At 69.6% G+C, this 18,543-nt stretch carries 17 protein-coding genes; 11 read left to right on the top strand and 6 right to left on the bottom strand.

What is annotated here, in order from left to right; genetic code table 11:
- Positions 1–8 precede the first annotated feature (8 nt).
- The 6 genes from ACFUJR_RS12670 to ACFUJR_RS12645 form a co-directional block, all read right to left on the bottom strand.
- Positions 9–2,285 (bottom strand): hypothetical protein, encoded by a 2,277-nt coding sequence (locus ACFUJR_RS12670; RefSeq protein WP_383166907.1) that lies wholly within the window; start codon positions 2,283–2,285, stop codon positions 9–11.
- A gap of 62 nt (positions 2,286–2,347) precedes the next feature.
- Positions 2,348–2,896, bottom strand: coding sequence for a hypothetical protein (locus ACFUJR_RS12665; protein WP_383166910.1), 549 nt, complete (start codon positions 2,894–2,896; stop codon positions 2,348–2,350).
- A gap of 39 nt (positions 2,897–2,935) precedes the next feature.
- Positions 2,936–5,956, bottom strand: coding sequence for an ATP-binding protein (locus ACFUJR_RS12660; protein WP_383166912.1), 3,021 nt, complete (start codon positions 5,954–5,956; stop codon positions 2,936–2,938).
- 7 nt (positions 5,957–5,963) lie between these two features.
- Positions 5,964–6,527 carry a hypothetical protein gene (locus tag ACFUJR_RS12655; RefSeq protein WP_383166915.1) on the bottom strand — a complete coding sequence of 188 codons (564 nt, stop codon included), beginning with the start codon at positions 6,525–6,527 and terminating at the stop codon, positions 5,964–5,966.
- Positions 6,528–6,600: 73 nt separating this feature from the next.
- On the bottom strand, positions 6,601–6,867 hold the full coding sequence (locus ACFUJR_RS12650) for a hypothetical protein (protein ID WP_383166918.1): 267 nt from the start codon (positions 6,865–6,867) through the stop codon (positions 6,601–6,603).
- Positions 6,868–6,964: 97 nt separating this feature from the next.
- Positions 6,965–8,659, bottom strand: a complete 1,695-nt coding sequence (locus tag ACFUJR_RS12645) for a conjugal transfer protein (RefSeq protein WP_383166921.1) — start codon at positions 8,657–8,659, stop codon at positions 6,965–6,967.
- Positions 8,660–8,981: 322 nt separating this feature from the next.
- Between ACFUJR_RS12645 and ACFUJR_RS12640 the strand changes: the two genes are divergently transcribed.
- From ACFUJR_RS12640 to ACFUJR_RS12590, 11 genes are all read left to right on the top strand, one after another.
- Complete coding sequence (locus ACFUJR_RS12640; protein WP_383166923.1) at positions 8,982–9,596, top strand: hypothetical protein; 615 nt, start codon at positions 8,982–8,984, stop codon at positions 9,594–9,596.
- Positions 9,597–9,651: 55 nt separating this feature from the next.
- Complete coding sequence (locus ACFUJR_RS12635) at positions 9,652–10,407, top strand: hypothetical protein (protein WP_383166926.1); 756 nt, start codon at positions 9,652–9,654, stop codon at positions 10,405–10,407.
- Between the two features lie 120 nt (positions 10,408–10,527).
- Entirely contained in the window at positions 10,528–11,151 is a 624-nt protein-coding gene (locus tag ACFUJR_RS12630) for a hypothetical protein (RefSeq protein ID WP_383166929.1), read from the top strand.
- On the top strand, positions 11,151–12,155 hold the full coding sequence (locus tag ACFUJR_RS12625) for a hypothetical protein (protein ID WP_383166932.1): 1,005 nt from the start codon (positions 11,151–11,153) through the stop codon (positions 12,153–12,155). Before ACFUJR_RS12630 ends, ACFUJR_RS12625 begins: the two co-directional genes overlap by 1 nt.
- Before the next feature lie 122 nt (positions 12,156–12,277).
- A complete protein-coding gene (locus tag ACFUJR_RS12620; RefSeq protein ID WP_383166934.1) occupies positions 12,278–12,901 on the top strand; it encodes a hypothetical protein in 624 nt (207 codons plus the stop codon).
- Positions 12,898–13,911 carry a hypothetical protein gene (locus ACFUJR_RS12615; protein ID WP_383166937.1) on the top strand — a complete coding sequence of 338 codons (1,014 nt, stop codon included), beginning with the start codon at positions 12,898–12,900 and terminating at the stop codon, positions 13,909–13,911. The genes ACFUJR_RS12620 and ACFUJR_RS12615 overlap by 4 nt, the downstream gene beginning before the upstream one ends.
- A gap of 122 nt (positions 13,912–14,033) precedes the next feature.
- Positions 14,034–14,657, top strand: coding sequence for a hypothetical protein (locus tag ACFUJR_RS12610; RefSeq protein WP_383166940.1), 624 nt, complete (start codon positions 14,034–14,036; stop codon positions 14,655–14,657).
- A complete protein-coding gene (locus tag ACFUJR_RS12605; RefSeq protein WP_383166943.1) occupies positions 14,654–15,673 on the top strand; it encodes a hypothetical protein in 1,020 nt (339 codons plus the stop codon). Before ACFUJR_RS12610 ends, ACFUJR_RS12605 begins: the two co-directional genes overlap by 4 nt.
- 27 nt (positions 15,674–15,700) lie before the next feature.
- Positions 15,701–16,423 (top strand): DUF4913 domain-containing protein, encoded by a 723-nt coding sequence (locus ACFUJR_RS12600; RefSeq protein ID WP_383166946.1) that lies wholly within the window; start codon positions 15,701–15,703, stop codon positions 16,421–16,423.
- Between the two features lie 186 nt (positions 16,424–16,609).
- Complete coding sequence (locus ACFUJR_RS12595) at positions 16,610–17,299, top strand: hypothetical protein (RefSeq protein WP_383166949.1); 690 nt, start codon at positions 16,610–16,612, stop codon at positions 17,297–17,299.
- A gap of 6 nt (positions 17,300–17,305) precedes the next feature.
- Positions 17,306–18,543: lytic murein transglycosylase (locus ACFUJR_RS12590; RefSeq protein ID WP_383450379.1), on the top strand; the 1,238-nt coding region annotated here is incomplete at its 3' end.

The following is an 18,543-nucleotide window of genomic DNA, read 5'->3' as shown; positions in this document are numbered from 1 at the left end:
CTGGCCTCCTATCGGGGCATCCGGTTGCCGTCACGCGGCGGCTGCTGCGGCGGCAACTGGGGCGGCTGCGTCTGCGCGGGCGGCTGCGCCACGGGCTGCTGCGTCGGCTGCACTCGCGACGGCCTCGGCGGGGCGGCCTGAGGCGCGGCCTGAGGCGTCGGCTGCTGCTGCGGCACGGGCGCGGGCGCCACGGTCGGGTCGGCGGCCTGAGGCGGAGTGGTGTTGCCCTGGCTGACGCGGCCGGTACGGCGGCCAGCCTGCTCCTGCCCGGCCGCGGCCGACGAGGCGCCCGCCGAGTTCTGGGCTTCCCTCTCCCTGTTGTCCCTCTTCTCGACCGCGTCCTTGAACGATTCGTTGTGAATGACGCGGGCTTCGCGAGCGGTCTTGCGCTGCCGTCGCTGGGAGTTGTTCTGCGAGATCCAGCCGCCCTTCCGCAGCCGTCCGTTGAGCAGCGCATTGTCCATTCCGCGCGCGACACTGCCTGCGACACGCCCCGTGCCCGCAGCTGCGGTCCTCCCGGCAGCCCCCACCATCGGCGCGGCCTTCGCGGTGACGGCACCCGGCATGTCCCCGACGCCCAGGTTGGCGGCGCCGGCTATCTGCGGGCCGAACTCCCCGGAGATGAGCTTCTTGAGCATCATCACGACGGCGACGGTGACGAGCAGCAACATGAGGAGCTGCATGCCCAGCGGGATGCGGGCGGGCAGGATCATCTGGTACAGCACGAGCAGGATGGTGAGGATGACTCCGAAGCCCGCCCGCAGCACGAAACTGTGGATGAACGTCTGCAGCCAGCCCTTCAGCAGCTTCTGCTGGGAGGGGTGGATGCCGAGCGTGGCGACCAGCGGGAGCAGGATGATGAGGATCAGGGTCACGGCGTGCCATAGCAGTGTGAGCGCGCTGAGCACGATGACCATGATGCCGACGATGAGGGCGGCGATCAGGGAGTAGAAGGCGAGCCCGACCCGGCCGCCGGCGTTGTGGCCGGCCCAGTCACCGAAGGGGACCGGGTAGATGTTCTGGTCCTTGGGAAGGTCGTCCTCGTCCGGGATGTCGTCCCTCTCACCACCCGCGATGTCCATGCGGATGGGCATCCAGTGCGATTCCTCCTTGTCGCCTGTCTTCGGATCGCCCTTCCTGGGGTACTGGTCGTAGTTGGTCGTGGACTGCGCCACGGCTTGCTTGACCCGAAGGTCGTCGCAGCGCGCACCTCGGCCGTAGTCGCACTCGCCGCTGCTCGACTCGCACGCGCCCTTGTTGAGCTTGGCGCCACCGTCCTTGCGGAAGATGCAGTTCGTACCGTTCTCGCCGAACTGCCCCAGGGCCCATGGCCGGAACGCGAGGGTGTCGTACATCGCGCAGCTCGAGGCGCGAAGCCCGCGGTTCTTCGACTCCGTTTCGGCGAGGTCGCAGGGCGACTGCATCTTTCCGGAGACACCCGCGAGGGCCGCCTCGGCCAGCATCGAGTTGAAGTTCGCGATGCCGGCGTCGGCCTGGTCAATGACCTTGTGATAATTGCTCTTCTCGCCGCCACCGGCGAGAAGAGTGACGACGGCGATCGTCGTCAGACAGGCCCATCCGACTCCGGACCAGACCTCGCGCATCTGCTGCGCACGCCACTTGGTGAACACCCAGATACCGGTGAGCACGATCATGACGGGCACGGCCGGTATGAAGACGTTGTTCTGCAGCGTCGTCACGGCATCGTTGCGTCCCTCGTAGAGACCCCGGAGGGGGCTCGGGTTGGACGCCAGTTCCTTGATGGAGATGGCCGCGCGCGAGAGGATCTTCGTTCCGTTGAAGACCATGTTGGCCACGCCATTGTTGACGAAGTCCATGACCGAACAGTCGTCGGCGCCGCTGCCTGACTTGCCGTCGGGCACCGACGCGTCCATCCGGCTCTTGAAGGTCGTCGTCCAGTTCAGACCCCGCATGCCGTTGATCTCGTAGAACGTGTACCGGTCGGGGCTGTTGGGCAGCTTGACCGCCCCGGTGACCATGCCCCTCGTGTCGTTGATGTCCTCGCCGGTCTGGCCCGTCTCCTCCCACTGATTGACCGCGGGCATGATGGACTCGCCGCTCGCACCCGGGTTGTCGTGGCTGTAGCCGTCGTCCCCGGTGATCTTGCAGCTCAGGTTGAGGTCGATGGCCTGCGCCGTGTTCGGGACGGAGAGCGTCAGCGCGACCAACGCGAAGACGAGGAACAGGCCAGCTCTGACGACCCGCCCGGCACCGCGCACCAGGCCGCCCGGCGAACGGGGAACAGTACGGGTTCCGCGTGACATGGCCCTACGGCGCACGGGTATCGATTTCCTTCCGGGGTCCGGGATTCCGGGACGGGGAGCGGCTACGCGTTGTAATTCGTCGTGAAGCAGGGCTTGACCAGACCCTCATGGATCTCGTAGCCGCTGGGCACGTCATCACGCTTGTCTTGGTCGCATGACAACGTGTGCAGACCGTTCCGATTCAGGGTCTGACCGAAGGATTCGGCCTCGCCGGCGAGAGCGAAGTTCTGACCGATCGTGAAGGTGCCGCGTTCCTTGGCCAAGGACTCCTGGAACTTGGTCATGTCACCGATGAGCAGCACAGTGACGGAACTGCCCGCGCTGTCGAAGCAGACGGCGCGCTCCTGGATGCCCCAGGCGGGGTCCTTGGCCTCGTCCTTCATGTACGAGTGTCCCTCGCGGCTCTTCTCAAGCGGGCTGCAGTCCTCACCGCGCTCCACGACGGCCTTCTGGACATCGGCCATCGTGGTCGCCTTCGGCAACTTGCTCAGCGGACCGTCGGTGCCCGACGAGCCCTCCTGGCCGCCGCCGCTGTCACCACCGCACCCCGTCAGCGTCACCAACGCCGTCAGCGCGACGGCTCCGGCTGCGAGGGTCTTGGACAGGCGCATGTGCTTCTCCTTGGGTCGATTCGGGTGGGCCGAGGCGGGTCAGACCGCGGCCGTGGCTTCCGCTGCCGGCTTCGGGTCCAGGTCGTTCGTCTCCTGGAGGAACGTCCAGTCCCAGACGCTCAGCGGGGGGTTCACGCCCTGGCGCGACGGGCGGGTCGTGCCGTTCGTGTCCGTGGCCGCGAGGATCTCCTTGAAGACCAGGTCCACCGCCACCGTCCCCACCCGCTTGTCGGCGTCCCGCTGCACACAGACACCCGTGCGCAGCTCCTGGAGAGCGGAGACCACCTTCGCGTCCGACTCCGGACGGCCCAGCAACGGTGCCACAAGTGACGCCTCCTGGGCGGACTTCTGCTTGAACGCGAACACCGTGTGGATCTGGTTCGCGCCACCGCTGCGCGCCTCGGAGTCCTCGATCTGGACCAGGTCGATCGCCTGCTGCGTGATCAGTACCGTCACCGCCAGGTACGAACGGCCCTGCTTGAGCGCCCGTCGCATCAGGTCCCGGCCGCTCTCCGTCGCCGTGACGACGTACGCCTCGTCCACGAACAGCGCCTTCGGACGCAGCCCGATCTCGCCCGTCACCGGGTTCTTCTCGTACCCGACGTCGAGCATCTGGCTGCCGAGCTCGACGACCGCCATCAGGGCCGTCGCCGCGAGCCGCTCGGCCGGGTTCCAGTTGCGCGGGTCGGAGGCCGCGGGCGACTGGAAACCGCGCAGGGTGATGACCGTTCGACGCTTGCGCATCGCCGACAGGGTCTGCGGCGTCTCCGCGAACGCCAGTCGCGCGTACGGCAGCGTCCGCAGCTCCGTCAGAAGCATCTGCGCGAGCTTCAGCTCCTTCGCCGCCTCGCGGTCGTTCGTCGCGATCGCGTGGTCGTACGCCCGGACCACCTCGTCGACGACACTCCACAGCGTCGGCCGCGGTACCTGCGCCTCGGCGTCCCGGGCGCTCAGGCCCTGCTCCGTCGCCTGCCGGATGGCCGAGTTGTACCAGCCGACGACCGTCGCCATCGCCTCGATGACGGGCAGCCGCACCCGCTGGTAGTCCTCGTCACCGAGGAAGCCCCGCAGCATCGACTCGGCGAGCAGCCGGCCCGACGGCACGTCGCGCGCGATCACCCACGGGTCGAGCACGCCCGCCTGGCCCTTGAGGAGGTCGACGACCTCCGTCTCGGCCCAGAACTCCGGGTTCACCGGCTGGAACCGGCTCTCCGGCGTACCGAGCACACCACGCTCCGCGTCCGCCGCGAACTCCGGGTCGTTCACCTGGGCGCCGAAGCCCAGGTAGTAGCAGAGCTGCGCGAAGTCCGTCTTGGGGTCGATGACCAGGCAGCGGACGCCCGACTCCGACTCCTCGTAGAACTTCTGCAGCGCCAGAGACGACTTACCACCACCGGACGCGCCGACGATGGCCAGGCCACCGCCGTCGTTGCGGGCCGGGCCCACGTGCAGCGAGTAGTGGACCGGCATCTTGCCCGCCCAGCCGACCAGGTTGCCCACCCAGCCGAGCTTCTTCCCGGACCGCTGCTCGGGGTTGTCGCCCAGCTCCGTACCGGCCGTCGGCAGCCCGGCACCGAGCTGCTCCACCTCCTGCAGCCGCAGGTACGGCGCGATGGGCAGCTTCGGCGCGTTGCCCGGCAGCTGCGACTGGAGCAGCCGCCACTGCTGACGCGTCGGGCGCAGCAGCGTGACCTTGAGGTCCTGCTTGAACTGCATCTCCAGGATGCGGCGCCGCCGCTCCAGTTCGGTCGGGTCGGACGCGGAGATGGTGAAACGGATCTGCGCCTCCATCCCCGGCATCTTGTGCTCCTCGATGTCGTCCACGAGGTGCTGGGCGCGGGTGACCTGGTTGGCGAGCTTGGTGTCCGGCGAACGGCCCGAGTTCGCCATGTCGTTCATCTCGTCGAGGAGGTTGCCGCTGATCTTCCCGGCGCGGTCCTTGAACCTCATGTACGGGATGAGGGTGAAGCGCATGTCGATCTCGACCGGGAACTCCACGTTCTGCGCCGCGTACCGCGCCCAGGCGGTCGACTGCCGGAACCGGGTCTCCGTCGGCCAGTTGGCGGCGACCAGCGTCGTCGTGTAGCTGGTGTGCTGCTCACCCGTGACCTCGTCGTACTGGTGCAGCACGATGTGCGTCTTGCGGTTCTCGCCGGAGAAGTCGACCACCAGATCGAACTGGTCCGGCCCCCACGACCGCGAGCCGAGCACCGGCTCGGGCGGCACCGGCAGGTCGCCGTGGAGCGGCTTGCGGATCAGCCAGACCAGCTCCTCGCGGGCCAGCGGCGTACCGCCGAGGCTCTCCAGGCTCTCGTGCACCTCGCGCGCGACCTGCGTCCACTGGGCCAGCAGGACCGGTGACAGGTACTCCCCGTGCACACCGGTCGCGGCGGCCGCAGCCTTGTCGGCCGTACCCGTCAGGGCGCGGGACAGGGCGAGGTCCTCGACCGGGTCGTCCCCGCCGGGCAGCACCCCGCTGCCGTCACCGGAGCCGCGCTTGAGCGAGCCCAGCTTGACCAGCAGGATGTTCCGCTCGCGCATCGCCCCGATGCGCTCCTGGTACTCCGCCTTGCGGAAGTTGTACGCCTTGTAGTTCTCGGTCGGGTCCCAGGCGACGGCGTTGAGCTCCTCGGCCCAGCCGACGGCGGTGATCGGCCGGTACACCTTGCGGTAGTGGCACTCGACGTTCCGGTCGCCGCGGGCGAGGTTGAGCAGCGCGCGGGCCGGCGCCTCGGCCATGGCCTGGAGCTCGGTGGCGTTCAGGTACTCGTCGATCGAGGTGGGCAGGACGATGCCGGTCCACACCGAGTCGCCGTGCACGAAGATCATGTCGTCGGCGTAGCGGTACGGCAGACGCATCTCCTCGCGCCGGGCCTGCGCCCGGTCGCCCTGGGACCGCCCGCGGTTGCCGGAGCCGGAGGAGCCGCGCGAGCCGGAGCCCTGCTTCCCGCCCCCGCCCTGGTTCCCGTTGGCGCCCTTGGCCTTGGAGGAGCTGGCGGCCATGATCATGGCGATCACGAAGAAGGCGACCGCCCCGCCCAGAAGGATCATCATGAACATGGAGTCGTCATCCTGCGGTCTCGGAGGAGGGTACGGCGGTGGAGGCGGGCACACGTCCCGCCGTGGGCGCGGGAATCGGCGGTCCCTCGGCGGCGTACGACGAACCGTGCGCCGCGGCTTCGCCCAGCGCCTGCTCGTAACTCTGCTGCCAGCGCCTTGCGCCCGGCTGCCAGAGGATCACCTGCCAGTGCAGCTCCTCCGGCTCGCGGTCGGCGCTCAGGCCCTGCAGCCGCTTGGGCTGCCACCAGTAGTCGGCCCAGACCACCAGCTGCTGGCTGAGGGTGAGGGCGGAGGGGAGCGGCCGGCCCCAGACAAAGTAGACGCCGACGGGGGGCCCGACGTAGAGCACGGCCGTCAGCACCGACATGCCCAGGACGGGTACGAAGGCGGAGAGGGAGAGCAGCGTGATCATCCACACCACACCGAACCCGAACGCCGCGCCGAGCGCGGGCAGCAGCAGTCCGGGAAGGGGGATGTTGCCCCAGTTCCAGATGCGCTTGGGTCGGTTGAGCAGATCCGTGTGGTCGTAGGCGACCATCGGCTCCGGCTCGCCCGGTACTTCCTGCGCCATCGGTCACTCCCCCTCTCTCTCGACGGCCGCGGCCCCTCGGAGGGCCGGGACGGCTCGGTCCCGGCCGCGTGGCTCAGTTACCGCCGCCGCCACCGATCTGGCCACCGAGACCGATCAGCACACCGGCGAGGCCGGTCGCGCCACCGATGATCAGGGCGGCCAGCGCGATCATGCCGAAGCCCTGGAAGGCCTCGCGCATGCCGTCGCCGCGCTTCATGGACATCAGCATGCGGATGCCGAGGATGAGCAGGGCGATCACCGCGACCATCGTTCCGGCGCTGCGGAGGATGTCCTGGATCTCGCCGAACATGCCCTCCAGCGTGGTCGCTGCCAGGTACATGGGGTGTCCTTTCGTTCTGGGGTCGTGAGGGGAAGAGCGGAGCTGGATAGCTGAGAAGAGGAATCGGGGACGGGCGACGAATCGTCCCGTGGGCCCGTCAGGGCTTGGGCTTCGTCGTCGCCGGCTTCGTAGCCGGCGGCTTGGCGGCGCCGGTGGCGGGCGGTGGCGTGGTGGTCGCGCCGACCGACGGAGTCGACTCCCCGGGCGACGGAGTGGCGCTCGGCGCGTCGGCGTCGGCGTCGCCCTGTCCGCCCGCCGGGTCGAGGACGGCGCCCCGGACGTCCTTGATGAACCAGCCCTGGGCTGTGTTCACGACGGTCAGCCGGTACGAGCGCTTGACCTCCGTGGTCGTGGGCTCGCCGGTCGCGTTCTCGGTACGGGCCCCGTCCCAGACGACCTCCACACGCACCGGCACGGACTGCCCGTACTTGTACGTGGCCTGGTCGCCGTCCTCCGTACCGGCCGGGGCGAGCGCCTCGACCGTCTGGACCGTCGGGGCGGCCAGGGCGCCGGCGAGACCGGTGGTCGCGGCGGCGGTGGCGTCGGGGGTCGTGAAGCGGGACATCGCGGTGTCGTCGGACGCGCCCCAGGCCGTGAAGTAGCCCGGCAGGACCTGCGCCTTGAGCTGGTCCGAGAGCGTGTCGTCGATGATCTCGGCGTCCCGGTCCACCTCGGGCGCGGTGCCGCGGACGGGCAGCGGCATCTCGCCCACGTCGCCGACGACCCGGAGCCCCGAACCGGCGGCCGGGTTCGCGACGTACACGGGTACGGAGACGGTGGTGACGCGCCCGGTCGACAGGGTGACCTGGACTCCCAGGTAGCGGCCGTTCTTCCCGTACTCGGGCAGGTCCTCGACGCTGCCGTCCCAGGCGGCGCCCGTGACGGTCTGCGTGCCCTGGCCGTTCCAGCCGCACTCGCGGTCGACGCCGGTCGTGGTGTAGCGGGCGAGCTCGTCGCGCCGCTGGTCGGCGTTCTTCGGGTCGTACGTGAGACAGAGCGTCGCGTACTTCTCGGCGAAGGTGGCGGCGGACCGGGTCGGGAACTCCGTGAGCCGGTACTTCTGCACGTCCTTCTTGTCGAGCGCGGCCGTGGGCGCGCTGGAGGACTTGCCGATGGCGAGACCGACGACTCCGCACGAACCGAGTGCGAAGGCGCAGGTGGTGAAGAGGAGGGTGGCGCGCAGCGCGACGTGGGTACGCCGGCCCTGCGTGGGCAGCCGGCCGCCGGGACGGGGGATGTCGAACCCGGCACCGGGGGACGAATGCGCGGCGGGGCCGGAGGTTCCGACAGACGCGGGCGCGTGGGCGGACGCAGGCATATGTGCGGGCCCGGCCGTGGGCACGGACGAGGCCGTGGTCGCGGGCCTGGGCCCGGAGGAGCCGCCGCCCTTACGGTTCTCCTTCGCCGCCCTCTTCGCCTCGTACGCGGCCTTCCGCTCGGCCCGCGCCTGCTCGCGCCGGTCCTTCTTGCTCTGCGCGGCGCCGGCGGCAGGGCTGTTCTGGCGCGGCGGAAGAGTCGGTACGGCGGCCTCGCCGGGCGGCACGGCGGCCTGCGGGGCGCGTCGCGTCCAGGCGGCGGCCACCTGGGCACGCGCGGCCTCGGACGCCATCTGCTGCTGGGCGGGGGCTGCCTGGGCGGGATACCCGTACGGCCCGGGCGCCTGCGGCGCCTGACCCTGGTGAGGCTGCTGCGGCTGCTGCCCCGCGGGCGTGTTCGGCGGCCCGAACTGCCCGGGCTGGGCGGGCGGCTGGTTCCCGCCGGCACCGCCGGCAGGGCTGTTGTGGTCCGTCATCGGCTCGGTCTCCCCCCGCGTGTGATCCCGTGTGATCCCCGGCCGCCGGATCGGGCGCGGCGGGCCCTGGTGAGGCCAGGTGCGGTGGGCAGTGTGGCAAACGGACCGGACAACGACTCCTCGTTTTCCTCGTCGAGGAAAACGAGGAGTCCGGGCGAGGAAGAACGAGGAAAGCGGAGCGGGTTCACAGGCAGGCTCCGGGGGCCCTGCGGGATTCCCCGGGCCCCAAGGAGGTCCCCCACGCTGCGGGCTCGGCACAATGCGGGGGTTGCCCGCTCATCGGGCGCGCCCGAACCGTCCCCGACCCTCCCAAGGACGAGAGTTGAGCGACCAGACCGCAGGACCCGAGCAGACCCCGTACCCGGTGGGGACGCCCCAGCAGTACGCGCCGCCCGCCGCGCCGACACCCCAGCAGTACGCACCGCCGGCCACAGCGACGCCCGAGCAGTACGCGCCGGCGGCCGAGCAGTACGCACCCCCGGCCCCGCCGGCGCCCGAGCAGTACGCGCCCTCCGTGCCGGCGACGCCCCAACAGCAGGCACCCGCCGCGCCCGCCGCCCCGGCCACGCCGACGTACGACGCCCAGCACGCCTGGATCGACGGCTACGAACCCGGCAACCCCTGGCAGTCGCGCCTCTGCTTCCAGACCCAGTTCGGCACGGTCTCGTACCCCCTGACCCCGAACACGATGCCCGAACTCCTCGAAGGTCTCGTGATGGTGGCCCAGGAACAGCAGGGGATCACCGGCGACCTGGACCCGGCCGACGACGAACCCGACGCGACTTCGACGCCCACGTGGGTCCACGACGGCCGAGCCGCCCGCCTGACGGGTTGGGCGATGGTCCACGACCTGTGGGAACGCGAGGACCCGAAGGCCCGCTACGTCATGGGCGGCGTGGTCGCGGCCTTGCTGCTTCTCGGGATCTTCCTGACGTGATCGGGTTGCGGTCGAGCGGATGTATCGAGTGAGTGGATCGAACTAAGGAATCGAGATGCTGACAGAGGCCACGGGGCGAACCCCTCAGGACCTGGTCGCCGAGCTGAAGGACGAACTGGCGGTCGACTGGATCCCGGCATGGCAGGGGTTGCCACAGCTTGGAGGACCGGAGTTCCGGGAGCTGTTCGACTCGTACGGCTGGGAGTACGAGCTCCCGGTCCACGAACGCGAGAGCGTGGCCGTGCGCACCCGAACGGGTGCGTACCTCACGATCGGACTGGGCACGCTCTGGGGCGTCGAGAGTGTGAATCACTACGCGTGGCACGTGAAGGCCGGTGACCCGTCCGAGAACGGCGCCCTCCTCGCCCGCGCCGCGGAGGACTGGCCGGCCTACCTGAAGGCCGTCGAGTCCGTGCTGGGTGCGCCGACCTGGACCGGCCCGTGGGACGCGGCGGACTTTCCCGAGCCCCCGCACCCCTCGTACTGGCCCGATCGGACGTTCCGGCTCGAGAGCCGCCGGCCGTACCAGTTCGCGCACTGGGCGCCTGCCGGTGACGCCCAGGGGCGTCCCCACATCGTGCTGAGCCAGTCGGTGTCCTTTCCGACCTGGACGACGACGGCGCCCGGCGGGTCCCTTCTGCAGCTCGAACTCTTGGCTCCGGTCGAGTTCCTGGCGCCGCGCCGCACTCCGCCTTCACCCCGGCCTGACCACCAAGGCCGCCACCCGCCCCGCCGCCCCACGAGACACGGCGTGTACAACGAGACGGCCATCGAACCGCCCGCCCCGGAGCCGACCGGCGCCGAGCTCTGACCGGGGAACTTCCGAGCCGAAGCAGGGCAGGGCCCTGGCCAGGAAAGACGTCGTCGGCCGGTACGCGCCCCGGGGTACGGTCCTCCTCACGTACCAAGTGAGCAGACGAAGGTAAAGACAATGCTGACGGAGAACACCCGTCGCACGGCCCAGCACCTGGCCGGCGAACTGACGGGACTGCAGGACGTGGACTGGGCCTCTGTGTGGGCGGGTCCACCGCAGGGCGGATCGGCGGAGTTTCGCGCGTGGTGCCGACGGTATGGCTGGGAGCCTCAGACCGTCGAAGGGAACCTTGACGTACTGACAAGCACCGGGGGGCAGTTGACCCTGTGGTCGGACGGCATGTGGCACCCGGTTCACAGGCTGGCCCACTACGTGTTGAGCCTCCGGGCCTCCTCACCCGCCGAGAACACCGAGGTCGTCGAGCTCTGCGACGCAGCGTGGCCGGAGTACCTGGCAGCGGCCGAGAACGTCATGGGCCCAGCGGTGTGGAGCGGCTCCTGGGAAGCGCCCGATTTCCCCGAGCCGCCCGAGCCACGGTTCTGGCGTTCGCGAGACGCTCGGCTGCGAACTCGCAGCCCCTACCGACTGGCCTTCTGGAAGCCGGTCGGTGACCCGCCCGGCCAGGCCTTCTTCGTACTCAAGCAGTCCGTGTCGTTCCCGACGTGGACCACCGACATGCCCGGCAGTTCGACCATCACGCTGAATGTCGAGGCGCCCCAGGGCTCGCGGCGGCGCCCGTGATGTACGACGCCCCTCCCACCCAGGAGGAGATCGACACGGCGTTCAGGCTTCGGGACGAGTATACGAAGGCCACCCCCTCCAACGCGGAAGAGGCGAGCGTGCTCGCCGGCCGCATCTACGACGACTGGCAGACGGCGCACGCCGAGGAGCGCACCACCGCGCCCGATCTGCTTGCCTTCATCAAGGACATCGGCGACAACGCATCCGTCACGTCCCCGGACAGGGGCAGCGTGCGCGCCTTCTGGGCCTACGAGTCCCAGCCCGAGGGAGCGCCCGAACCCATCCAGCACCGCTTCCTGGCCCGGGCATGCGGGGCCTCTCGCGGACTCCAGGTGCTCCAGGAGACGGACGGTGGACGTCAGATGGACTCGTACCGCCTGGAGACCGATGAGATGCAGGACGTCCTGGTCGAGGACTACGGTCTGAATCGCGAGAAGCTCAAGTCCACCGTCGACGACACGTGGATCAAGCTCTCTGAGCGCTACGCGAGGGAAGCGCAAGGGCCGGTCGTCGCCTTCGTGGGCGAGATCGCCGAACGGACAGTACTCGGCAAGGACGAACTACCCATCCTTCTGGAGCGGTCCGAGGTCGGCAAGGAAGGCGTGAAGTTCCCTGTCCCTCTGCCCGAGCGCGACCATCTCCCACCGGACATCCACGCGTTCATCGCCCATGCCCCGCACCGGGCCCAGATACGCATGGAGGACTACGCCGCGGACAAGTCACCGAAGGACTTCGCCGCGAAGCTCGCCGGCCTCGATGTCCCGGACAACCAGCGCGAAGCACACGAGGCAGCCCTCTGGCGACTCTCGACCGCCAACACCTACCCCGAACTCAACGCCCTCACCGCGCAGAACGTACCCAAGCAGCAGCACTCCGCGTTCACCCCCGGCCTGACCACCAAGGCTGCCATCCGCCCCGCCGCGCCCCGCGGCCCCACCGGACACGGCGTGTACAACCCGACGATCGCACCGCCCGCCCCGGAGCCGACCGGTGTCGGCCTCTGACCGGAAAAGCATCCGAGCCGAAGCGACTGCAGGGCCCTGGCCAGGGAAAACGTCGTTGACTGACACGCGACCCGGGGTACGGTCGAGCTCACGCACCAAGTGAACAGAACGAAGGTAAGACGATGCTGACGGAGAACACCGGTCGCACCGCTCAGGATCTCGCCGCAGAGCTGGCCGGCCTGCGCGGAGTGGACTGGGGCTCGGTCTGGGCGGGACCCCCGCAAGGTGGATCGGTGGCCTTCCGCGAGTGGTGCGGACGCTACGGCTGGGACCCGCAGACGGTCGAGAAGAACCTTGAGGTCCACACCCGCACGGGCGGAGAGTTCACCTTCTGGTCGAACGGCGGGTGGACTCCGGTCGACACGGTGACCCACTACGCCTCCCGCCTGCGGGCCTCCGCACCGACCGACAACCCTGACGTCATCGCGCACGCCGACGCTGCATGGCCGGAGTACCTGCGCGCGGCCGAGAACGTGCTGGGCCGGGCGGGGTGGAGCGGCACGTGGGACGCGCCCGACTTCCCCGAGCCGCCGGAGCCCCGGTTCTGGCGCGAGCGCGAAGGCCGCCTGCGCACCCGCAGCCCGTACCGACTCGCCTTCTGGCAGCCCGTCGGTGACCCGCCCGGCCAAGCCTTCTTCGTCCTCGTCCAATCGGTGTCGTTCCCGACCTGGACGACCGACATGGCCGGCAGCTCCACCATCGCGCTCGACATCTTCGCACCCGCCGGTTCGAGGCTGCAGCGTTGAACTACGACGCCCCTCCCACGCAGGACGAGATAGACACGGCGTTCCGGCTCAAGGAGGAGTACGAGAAAGCCACTCCGTCGACCCCCGACGAGGCGACCGTCGTGGCTCAGCGGATATACGGGGACTGGCAGACGGCGCGTGCGGAGGGCCGGTCCACCACCAAGGACATCCTGGAGTTCATCGCCGAGATCGGGGCGAAGCACGAGGTCACCAGCCCGGACAGGGGCAGCGTACGCGCCTTCTGGGCCTACGAGTCCCAGCCGGAGGGAGCGCACGAGCCCATCCAGCACCGCTTTCTCGCACGGGCGATGGGAGCGTCCCGAGGACTCCAGGTGCTCCAGGAGACCGAGGGGGGCAGGCGGATGGACTCGTACCGTCTGGAGGGCGAGCTGGTGCCGAACGCCCTCGAACGGGAATACGGCGTGGACGGCAAGAGACTCAAGACCGTCGTCGACGACGCGTGGGTCAATCTCTCCGAGCGGTACGCGAGGGAGGCCACAGGCCCCGTCGTCGCGCTCGTGGGAGACATCGCCGAGCGGACAGTTCTCGGCAAGGACGAGCTGCCGATCCTGCTCGCCCATGAAAAGGTCGGCAAGGAGGGCGTGAAGTTCCCCGTCCCCCTGCCCGAGAACGAGCATCTCCCTCGGGGCATCCACTCGTTCATCGCCCATCCCGAGCTCCGGTCCCAGATGCGGATGGAGGACTATGCCAAGGACAAGTCGCCGAAGGAGTTCGCTGCCAAGCTCGCCGGCCTCGACGTCCCCGAGAACGAGCGCGAGGCACACGAAGCAGCCCTCTGGCGACTCTCGACCGCCAACACCTACGACGAACTCAACACCCGCGCCGCCCAGAACGTACCCGCGCAACAGCAGCACTCCGCCTTCACCCCCGGCCTGACCACCAAGCCCGCCACCCGACCCGCCGCCCCCCGCGGACCCACCGGACACGGCGTGTACAACCCGACGGCCATCGCACCGCCCGCCCCGGAGCCGACCGGCGCCGCGCTCTGACGGGCACACACCCGAGCCGAAGCGGGGTGCAGGTCCCCGGCCAGGAAAGACGTCGTCGACGGGTACGTGACTCGGGATACGGTCGAACTCGCGCGCCATGTGAGCAGAACGAAGGAAAGACAATGCTGACGGAGAACACCGGTCGCACCGCTCAGGATCTCGCCGCAGAGCTGGCCGGCCTGCGCGGAGTGGACTGGGGCTCGGTCTGGGCGGGACCCCCGCAAGGTGGATCGGCGGAATTCCGCGAGTGGTGCGGACGCTACGGCTGGGAGCCGCAGACGGTCGAGGGCAACCTCAAGGTGCACACGCCCTCTGGCGGTGGGATGACCTTCTGGTCGGATGGGCTGTGGACTCCGGTGAGCAGCCTTACCCACTACGCCTCACGGCTGCGTGCCTCCACTGCGGCCGAGAACGCCGAGCTCATCGAGAGCGCCGACAGCGCCTGGCCGGCGTACCTGGCAGCCGCCGAGAGCGTCCTGGGCCCCGCCGCGTGGAGCGGCCCGTGGAACGCGCCCGACTTCCCCGAACCTCCCGAACCTCACTTCTGGCGCGAGCGGGAGTCCCGGCTGAAGACGCGGAACCCGTACCGACTGGCCGTCTGGCAGCCCGTCGGCGACCCTCCGGGCCAGGCCTTGTTCATCCTCACCCAGTCCGTGGCCTTTCCGACGTGGACCACCGAGTTGCCGGGCAGTTCGACGATCGCGCTGGACGTGGAGGCTCCCGAGGGCTCGCGGCGGCGCCGATGATGCGCGACGCCCCGCCCTCTCAGGAGGAGATCGACACGGCGTTCAGGCTGCGTGAGGAGTACACGAAGGCCACCCCCTCCACCGAGAGTGAGGCAGGTGTCCTCGCCGGCCGCATCTACGGGGACTGGCAGGCAGCGCACGCCGAAGGTCGGTCCACCGCCACGGACCTGCTGTCCTTCATCCGTGAAGTCGGGAAGGGATCCGTCACGGCTGAGGACAGGGGAACCACCCGCGCGTTCTGGGCGTACGAATCCCAACCCGAGGGAGCGCACGAGCCCATGGAGCACCGCTTCCTGGCGCGCGCGCTCGGTGCCTCGCGCGGGATGCAGGTGCTCCAGGACACCGACGCGGGCCGACAGATGGACTCGTATCGCCTCGTGAACAAGCTGATGCAGCGCACCCTCGAGAAGGACTACGGTCTGGATGGAGAGGAACTCGAGAACGTCGTCAACCAGACGTGGGTCACCCTCTCCGAGCGCTTTGCGATGGCCGCGGAAGGACCAGTCGTCGCCCTCGTGGGTGAGATCGCCGAACGGACAGTGCTCGGCAAGGACGAACTGCCCGTCCTCCTGGCGCGTCCCAAGGTCGGCAAGGAGGGCGTGAAGTTCCCCGTCCCCCTGCCCGAGCGCGATCATCTTCCCCCGGAAATACACGCGTTCGTGGCCCATGCCCCGCACCGGGCCCAGATACGCATGGAGGACTACGACCCGAACAAGAAGCCGAAGGACTTCGCCGCGAAGCTCGCCGGGATCGAGGTCCTCGACAACCAGCGGGAAGCCCACGAAGCCGCGATGTGGCGGCTCTCTACCGCGAACACCTACGACGAACTCAAAGCGCGGGCCGAGCAGAGCGCGGTCCCGCAGCAGGACTCCGCCTTCACCCCCCGCCTGACCATCAAGCCCGCCACCCGACCCGCCGCCCCCCGCGGACCCACCGGACACGGCGTGTACAACCCGACGGCCATCGCACCGCCCGCCCCCGCCGTCGCCCCGGCACACGCCGGCGTCGAGCGCTGAGCCCGAGCAGCAGGAGAGGCAGCTCTCATGAGCAGTGACAACACCGAATACGCCCGTGCGGCAGCGGCCATGGCGGAGAAGGCGGTCTTCTTCGCCGAGACCAAGGCATGGGGACCCATGCACATGAAGTTGACGTTCTTCCTGGCCGGGTCCCGCTCGGCCCAGGAGGAACAGCATCACAGTGGTCAGCTGGACGGCTGGAAGGCCCGACTGCTCGCCGCCCGCGCGGCCGGCGACGGGGCTGCCGACGAGAACGCCCGGACCGAGCTCGCCGGAATGGTGCTTGCCGAGCTTCACCGCCGGGAGGGCGCCCTGGGGACCCTCCTCGGGGCGTTCCCCGTGCTCGCCGAGGTGATGGCGGCACAGCCTCCGGAGCAGCAGTCGGTTTCCGAGGAGGGCGAGTTCTTCTTCGCGGACGTCTTCGTCTTCGTCACCGAATACCTCGCACCGATGCTGCGCCGCCGCATCAACGGCTCTTCCGCCACCTGGTGCCCTCGATGGTGGGCGCACCCCGAGGCGGGTGCGCGGCTGAGTGCGCTCTGGCTGGCCTGGGAGCACCTGCGACAGGAGCCGGGTACGGGCATGTCCACGTGGTGGCTGCACCACGCCGATCCGCATCTACGGGTGCTGATGGACCCGGACATGGGGCCGTTCGCCGCGTGTTCCCCGAAGGACGGACACACCGCCTACCCCTTCGACCCGCTGCCCGTCGAGCCGTACGACGAGAGCGTGGACCCGCTGCGCGGCTGAGGGCCTGCCCCCGCGGCCGAGAACCTGCACCACTCCCGCACACACTCCTCTCCCCGCCCTGGCTCCCGATTCCCCGTCTTTCCTCGCCGATTCGCCGCGCTTTCCCCGACGGGGAAAACATGCGCGCCACGGGCCGACTCTCCCCCTACCGTGTCCCGGCAACCTGACTGAGGGAGGCCCGGGACGGTGGAGTCACCTGCCGACAACAAGCGAACTGCGGCACTCGCCCTGGCGGTACTGGGGCTCCTGATGGTCGGCGCCATGTTGGTGCTGATCGTCTTCGACGGGGACGGCGACACTCCGGGCGGGGGATCCGCGAACCCGCCCGCCACCAGCGCCGCCCCGGGCGGGAGTTCCGGCGGCGGTTCCACGGACGACAAGCCCTCGGACGGCGCGGCCGGTGGCGCCGGCGCAGTCAAGCCCATCCTGTCCGAGGCCGAGGCCGCCCAGGCGCACAAGGTGATGACCGACTACATGGCCGGTCTCAGCACGTACGCGCACACCGACGACGCCGCTTCCTGGGCCGAACCGCTGCTCGCGCTCACCAACGGCGACCCGAACCTCAAGCAGGAGACCGCCCTCCCCACCGGCAAGGCCTGGGACACGTGCGTGGCCGCCAAGTGCGCCTCGCGCGGGACCGCGACCGTGCTCCGCGACGCGATGGTCGCCGACGATCTCGTACGCGACGGCGGCACGACGGTTTCCAGCCTGGTGAAGGTGACGGCGGCCCGGAGCGAGGACGGTCGGAACACCGATACGGAGACCAACTCCTGGCTCGTCACGGTCCGGGACAGCGGTGCCGGCCGCTGGAAGGTGTCCTCGTTCTCCATCTTCGGTCTCGGCAACGTGGGCGCGTCCGACCAGGCGGGAGGGTAACTACCGATGGTCGCTCCTGCCGTACTGGCGGCCGCCGCCAAGGCCGCTAAGGTCGCCAAGGCGGCGAAGGCAGCAAAGGACGTCGCCCAGTCCGCACGCGGAGGCGGCGGACAGGGCGGCGGCGGTGAGAAGAAGAGCAACCTCAAGCTGTGGCTGCTTCTCGGTGCCGGCGGCATGTTGCCGATCGGCGGCATCGGCTTCGTCGTCCTCGTCCTGATCAGCGGCCTGATCGGCGGCATCGGCGGAGGTTCGGCGGCAGCCGCCTGCGGCGACTACGGCGACAACGCCGAGGCCGGCAACACCAGTGACGCGGCGGCCACTTCGCCGATCATCCCGGCGGGCAAGATGTACCTGCCGAGCTCGACCGCGCGGAACGAGATACCCCCGAAGATGATCCTCGCCGCCATGCGCGCGGCCGCCCGCTACGAGGGCATGGACTGGACGATCATCGTCGGGCAGATGTACCAGGAGACCAAGTACGGGCAGGACCCGTCGGCGGCTCCCGGCGGCAAGAACAGCGCCGGTTACATGGGCATCCTCCAGTTCGGTCACCCCGCCTGGAAGGACTACGGGGACGACGGCAACGGCGACGGCAGGAAGGACCTGTACAACATCGACGACGCCGCCTTCGCCGCCGCCAACTTCCTGCACGCCAAGAAGGTCGAGACCAACGCCTGGAAGGCGCTGCAGTCGTACTCGGGTTCCCTCGCCAGCAACACCATCTACATGCGCGTCGTCCTCACCCAGGCCGCCCGCTATCGGGGCAACCTGACCGGCGACAAGGACCTGATCAACGACTGGTACGCGCACCTCAGGAAGACCGTCGAGAAGAACCCGAGCTTCCCGACGCTGGGCCGGCAGTCCGACATCCCGGAGCCGGTCGGCAACAACGCCCAGCCGAACCAGGCGCTGAGCATCGCGAGTTCCCCGCCCCGCTCCTGGTCCACGCCGCCGCTGGACGGTGTCGGGGCGACGACCACGACGGCGATGGCCGCGCAGGGCGGCTTCGGTGACGCCGTACCGCTCTCGCTCGGCGCCGAACCGATCTCCCTCGCAGCCGCACCCCTCGCCCCCCAGGCGCCCACGAACGGCAAGGACTGGCAGTGGCCGCTGAAGGAGGGCACGTACAAGGTCGGCACCAAGTACCGTAAGACCGGCAGCATGTGGAGCCTCGGCTACCACACCGGCCTCGACCTGGAGGCCCCGGTCGGTACGGCCATCTACGCGCCGGCGGACGGCAAGAT

Source organism: Streptomyces sp. NPDC057271 (genome assembly GCF_042668715.1).
Taxonomy (GTDB): Bacteria; Actinomycetota; Actinomycetes; order Streptomycetales; family Streptomycetaceae; genus Streptomyces.
The sequence above is the reverse complement of the archived record's forward strand: the minus strand, read 5'-3'. Positions and strand labels throughout refer to the sequence as shown.

Coding starts and splice junctions, on each gene's coding strand:
- ACFUJR_RS12610 (WP_383166940.1), top strand. CDS start 14,034: ATGCTGACGGAGAACACCGGTCGCACCGCTCAGGATCTCGCCGCAGAG.
- ACFUJR_RS12670 (WP_383166907.1), bottom strand. CDS start 2,285: ATGTCACGCGGAACCCGTACTGTTCCCCGTTCGCCGGGCGGCCTGGTG.
- ACFUJR_RS12655 (WP_383166915.1), bottom strand. CDS start 6,527: ATGGCGCAGGAAGTACCGGGCGAGCCGGAGCCGATGGTCGCCTACGAC.
- ACFUJR_RS12650 (WP_383166918.1), bottom strand. CDS start 6,867: ATGTACCTGGCAGCGACCACGCTGGAGGGCATGTTCGGCGAGATCCAG.
- ACFUJR_RS12625 (WP_383166932.1), top strand. CDS start 11,151: ATGTACGACGCCCCTCCCACCCAGGAGGAGATCGACACGGCGTTCAGG.
- ACFUJR_RS12630 (WP_383166929.1), top strand. CDS start 10,528: ATGCTGACGGAGAACACCCGTCGCACGGCCCAGCACCTGGCCGGCGAA.
- ACFUJR_RS12660 (WP_383166912.1), bottom strand. CDS start 5,956: ATGTTCATGATGATCCTTCTGGGCGGGGCGGTCGCCTTCTTCGTGATC.
- ACFUJR_RS12665 (WP_383166910.1), bottom strand. CDS start 2,896: ATGCGCCTGTCCAAGACCCTCGCAGCCGGAGCCGTCGCGCTGACGGCG.
- ACFUJR_RS12635 (WP_383166926.1), top strand. CDS start 9,652: ATGCTGACAGAGGCCACGGGGCGAACCCCTCAGGACCTGGTCGCCGAG.
- ACFUJR_RS12645 (WP_383166921.1), bottom strand. CDS start 8,659: ATGACGGACCACAACAGCCCTGCCGGCGGTGCCGGCGGGAACCAGCCG.
- ACFUJR_RS12600 (WP_383166946.1), top strand. CDS start 15,701: ATGAGCAGTGACAACACCGAATACGCCCGTGCGGCAGCGGCCATGGCG.
- ACFUJR_RS12620 (WP_383166934.1), top strand. CDS start 12,278: ATGCTGACGGAGAACACCGGTCGCACCGCTCAGGATCTCGCCGCAGAG.
- ACFUJR_RS12605 (WP_383166943.1), top strand. CDS start 14,654: ATGATGCGCGACGCCCCGCCCTCTCAGGAGGAGATCGACACGGCGTTC.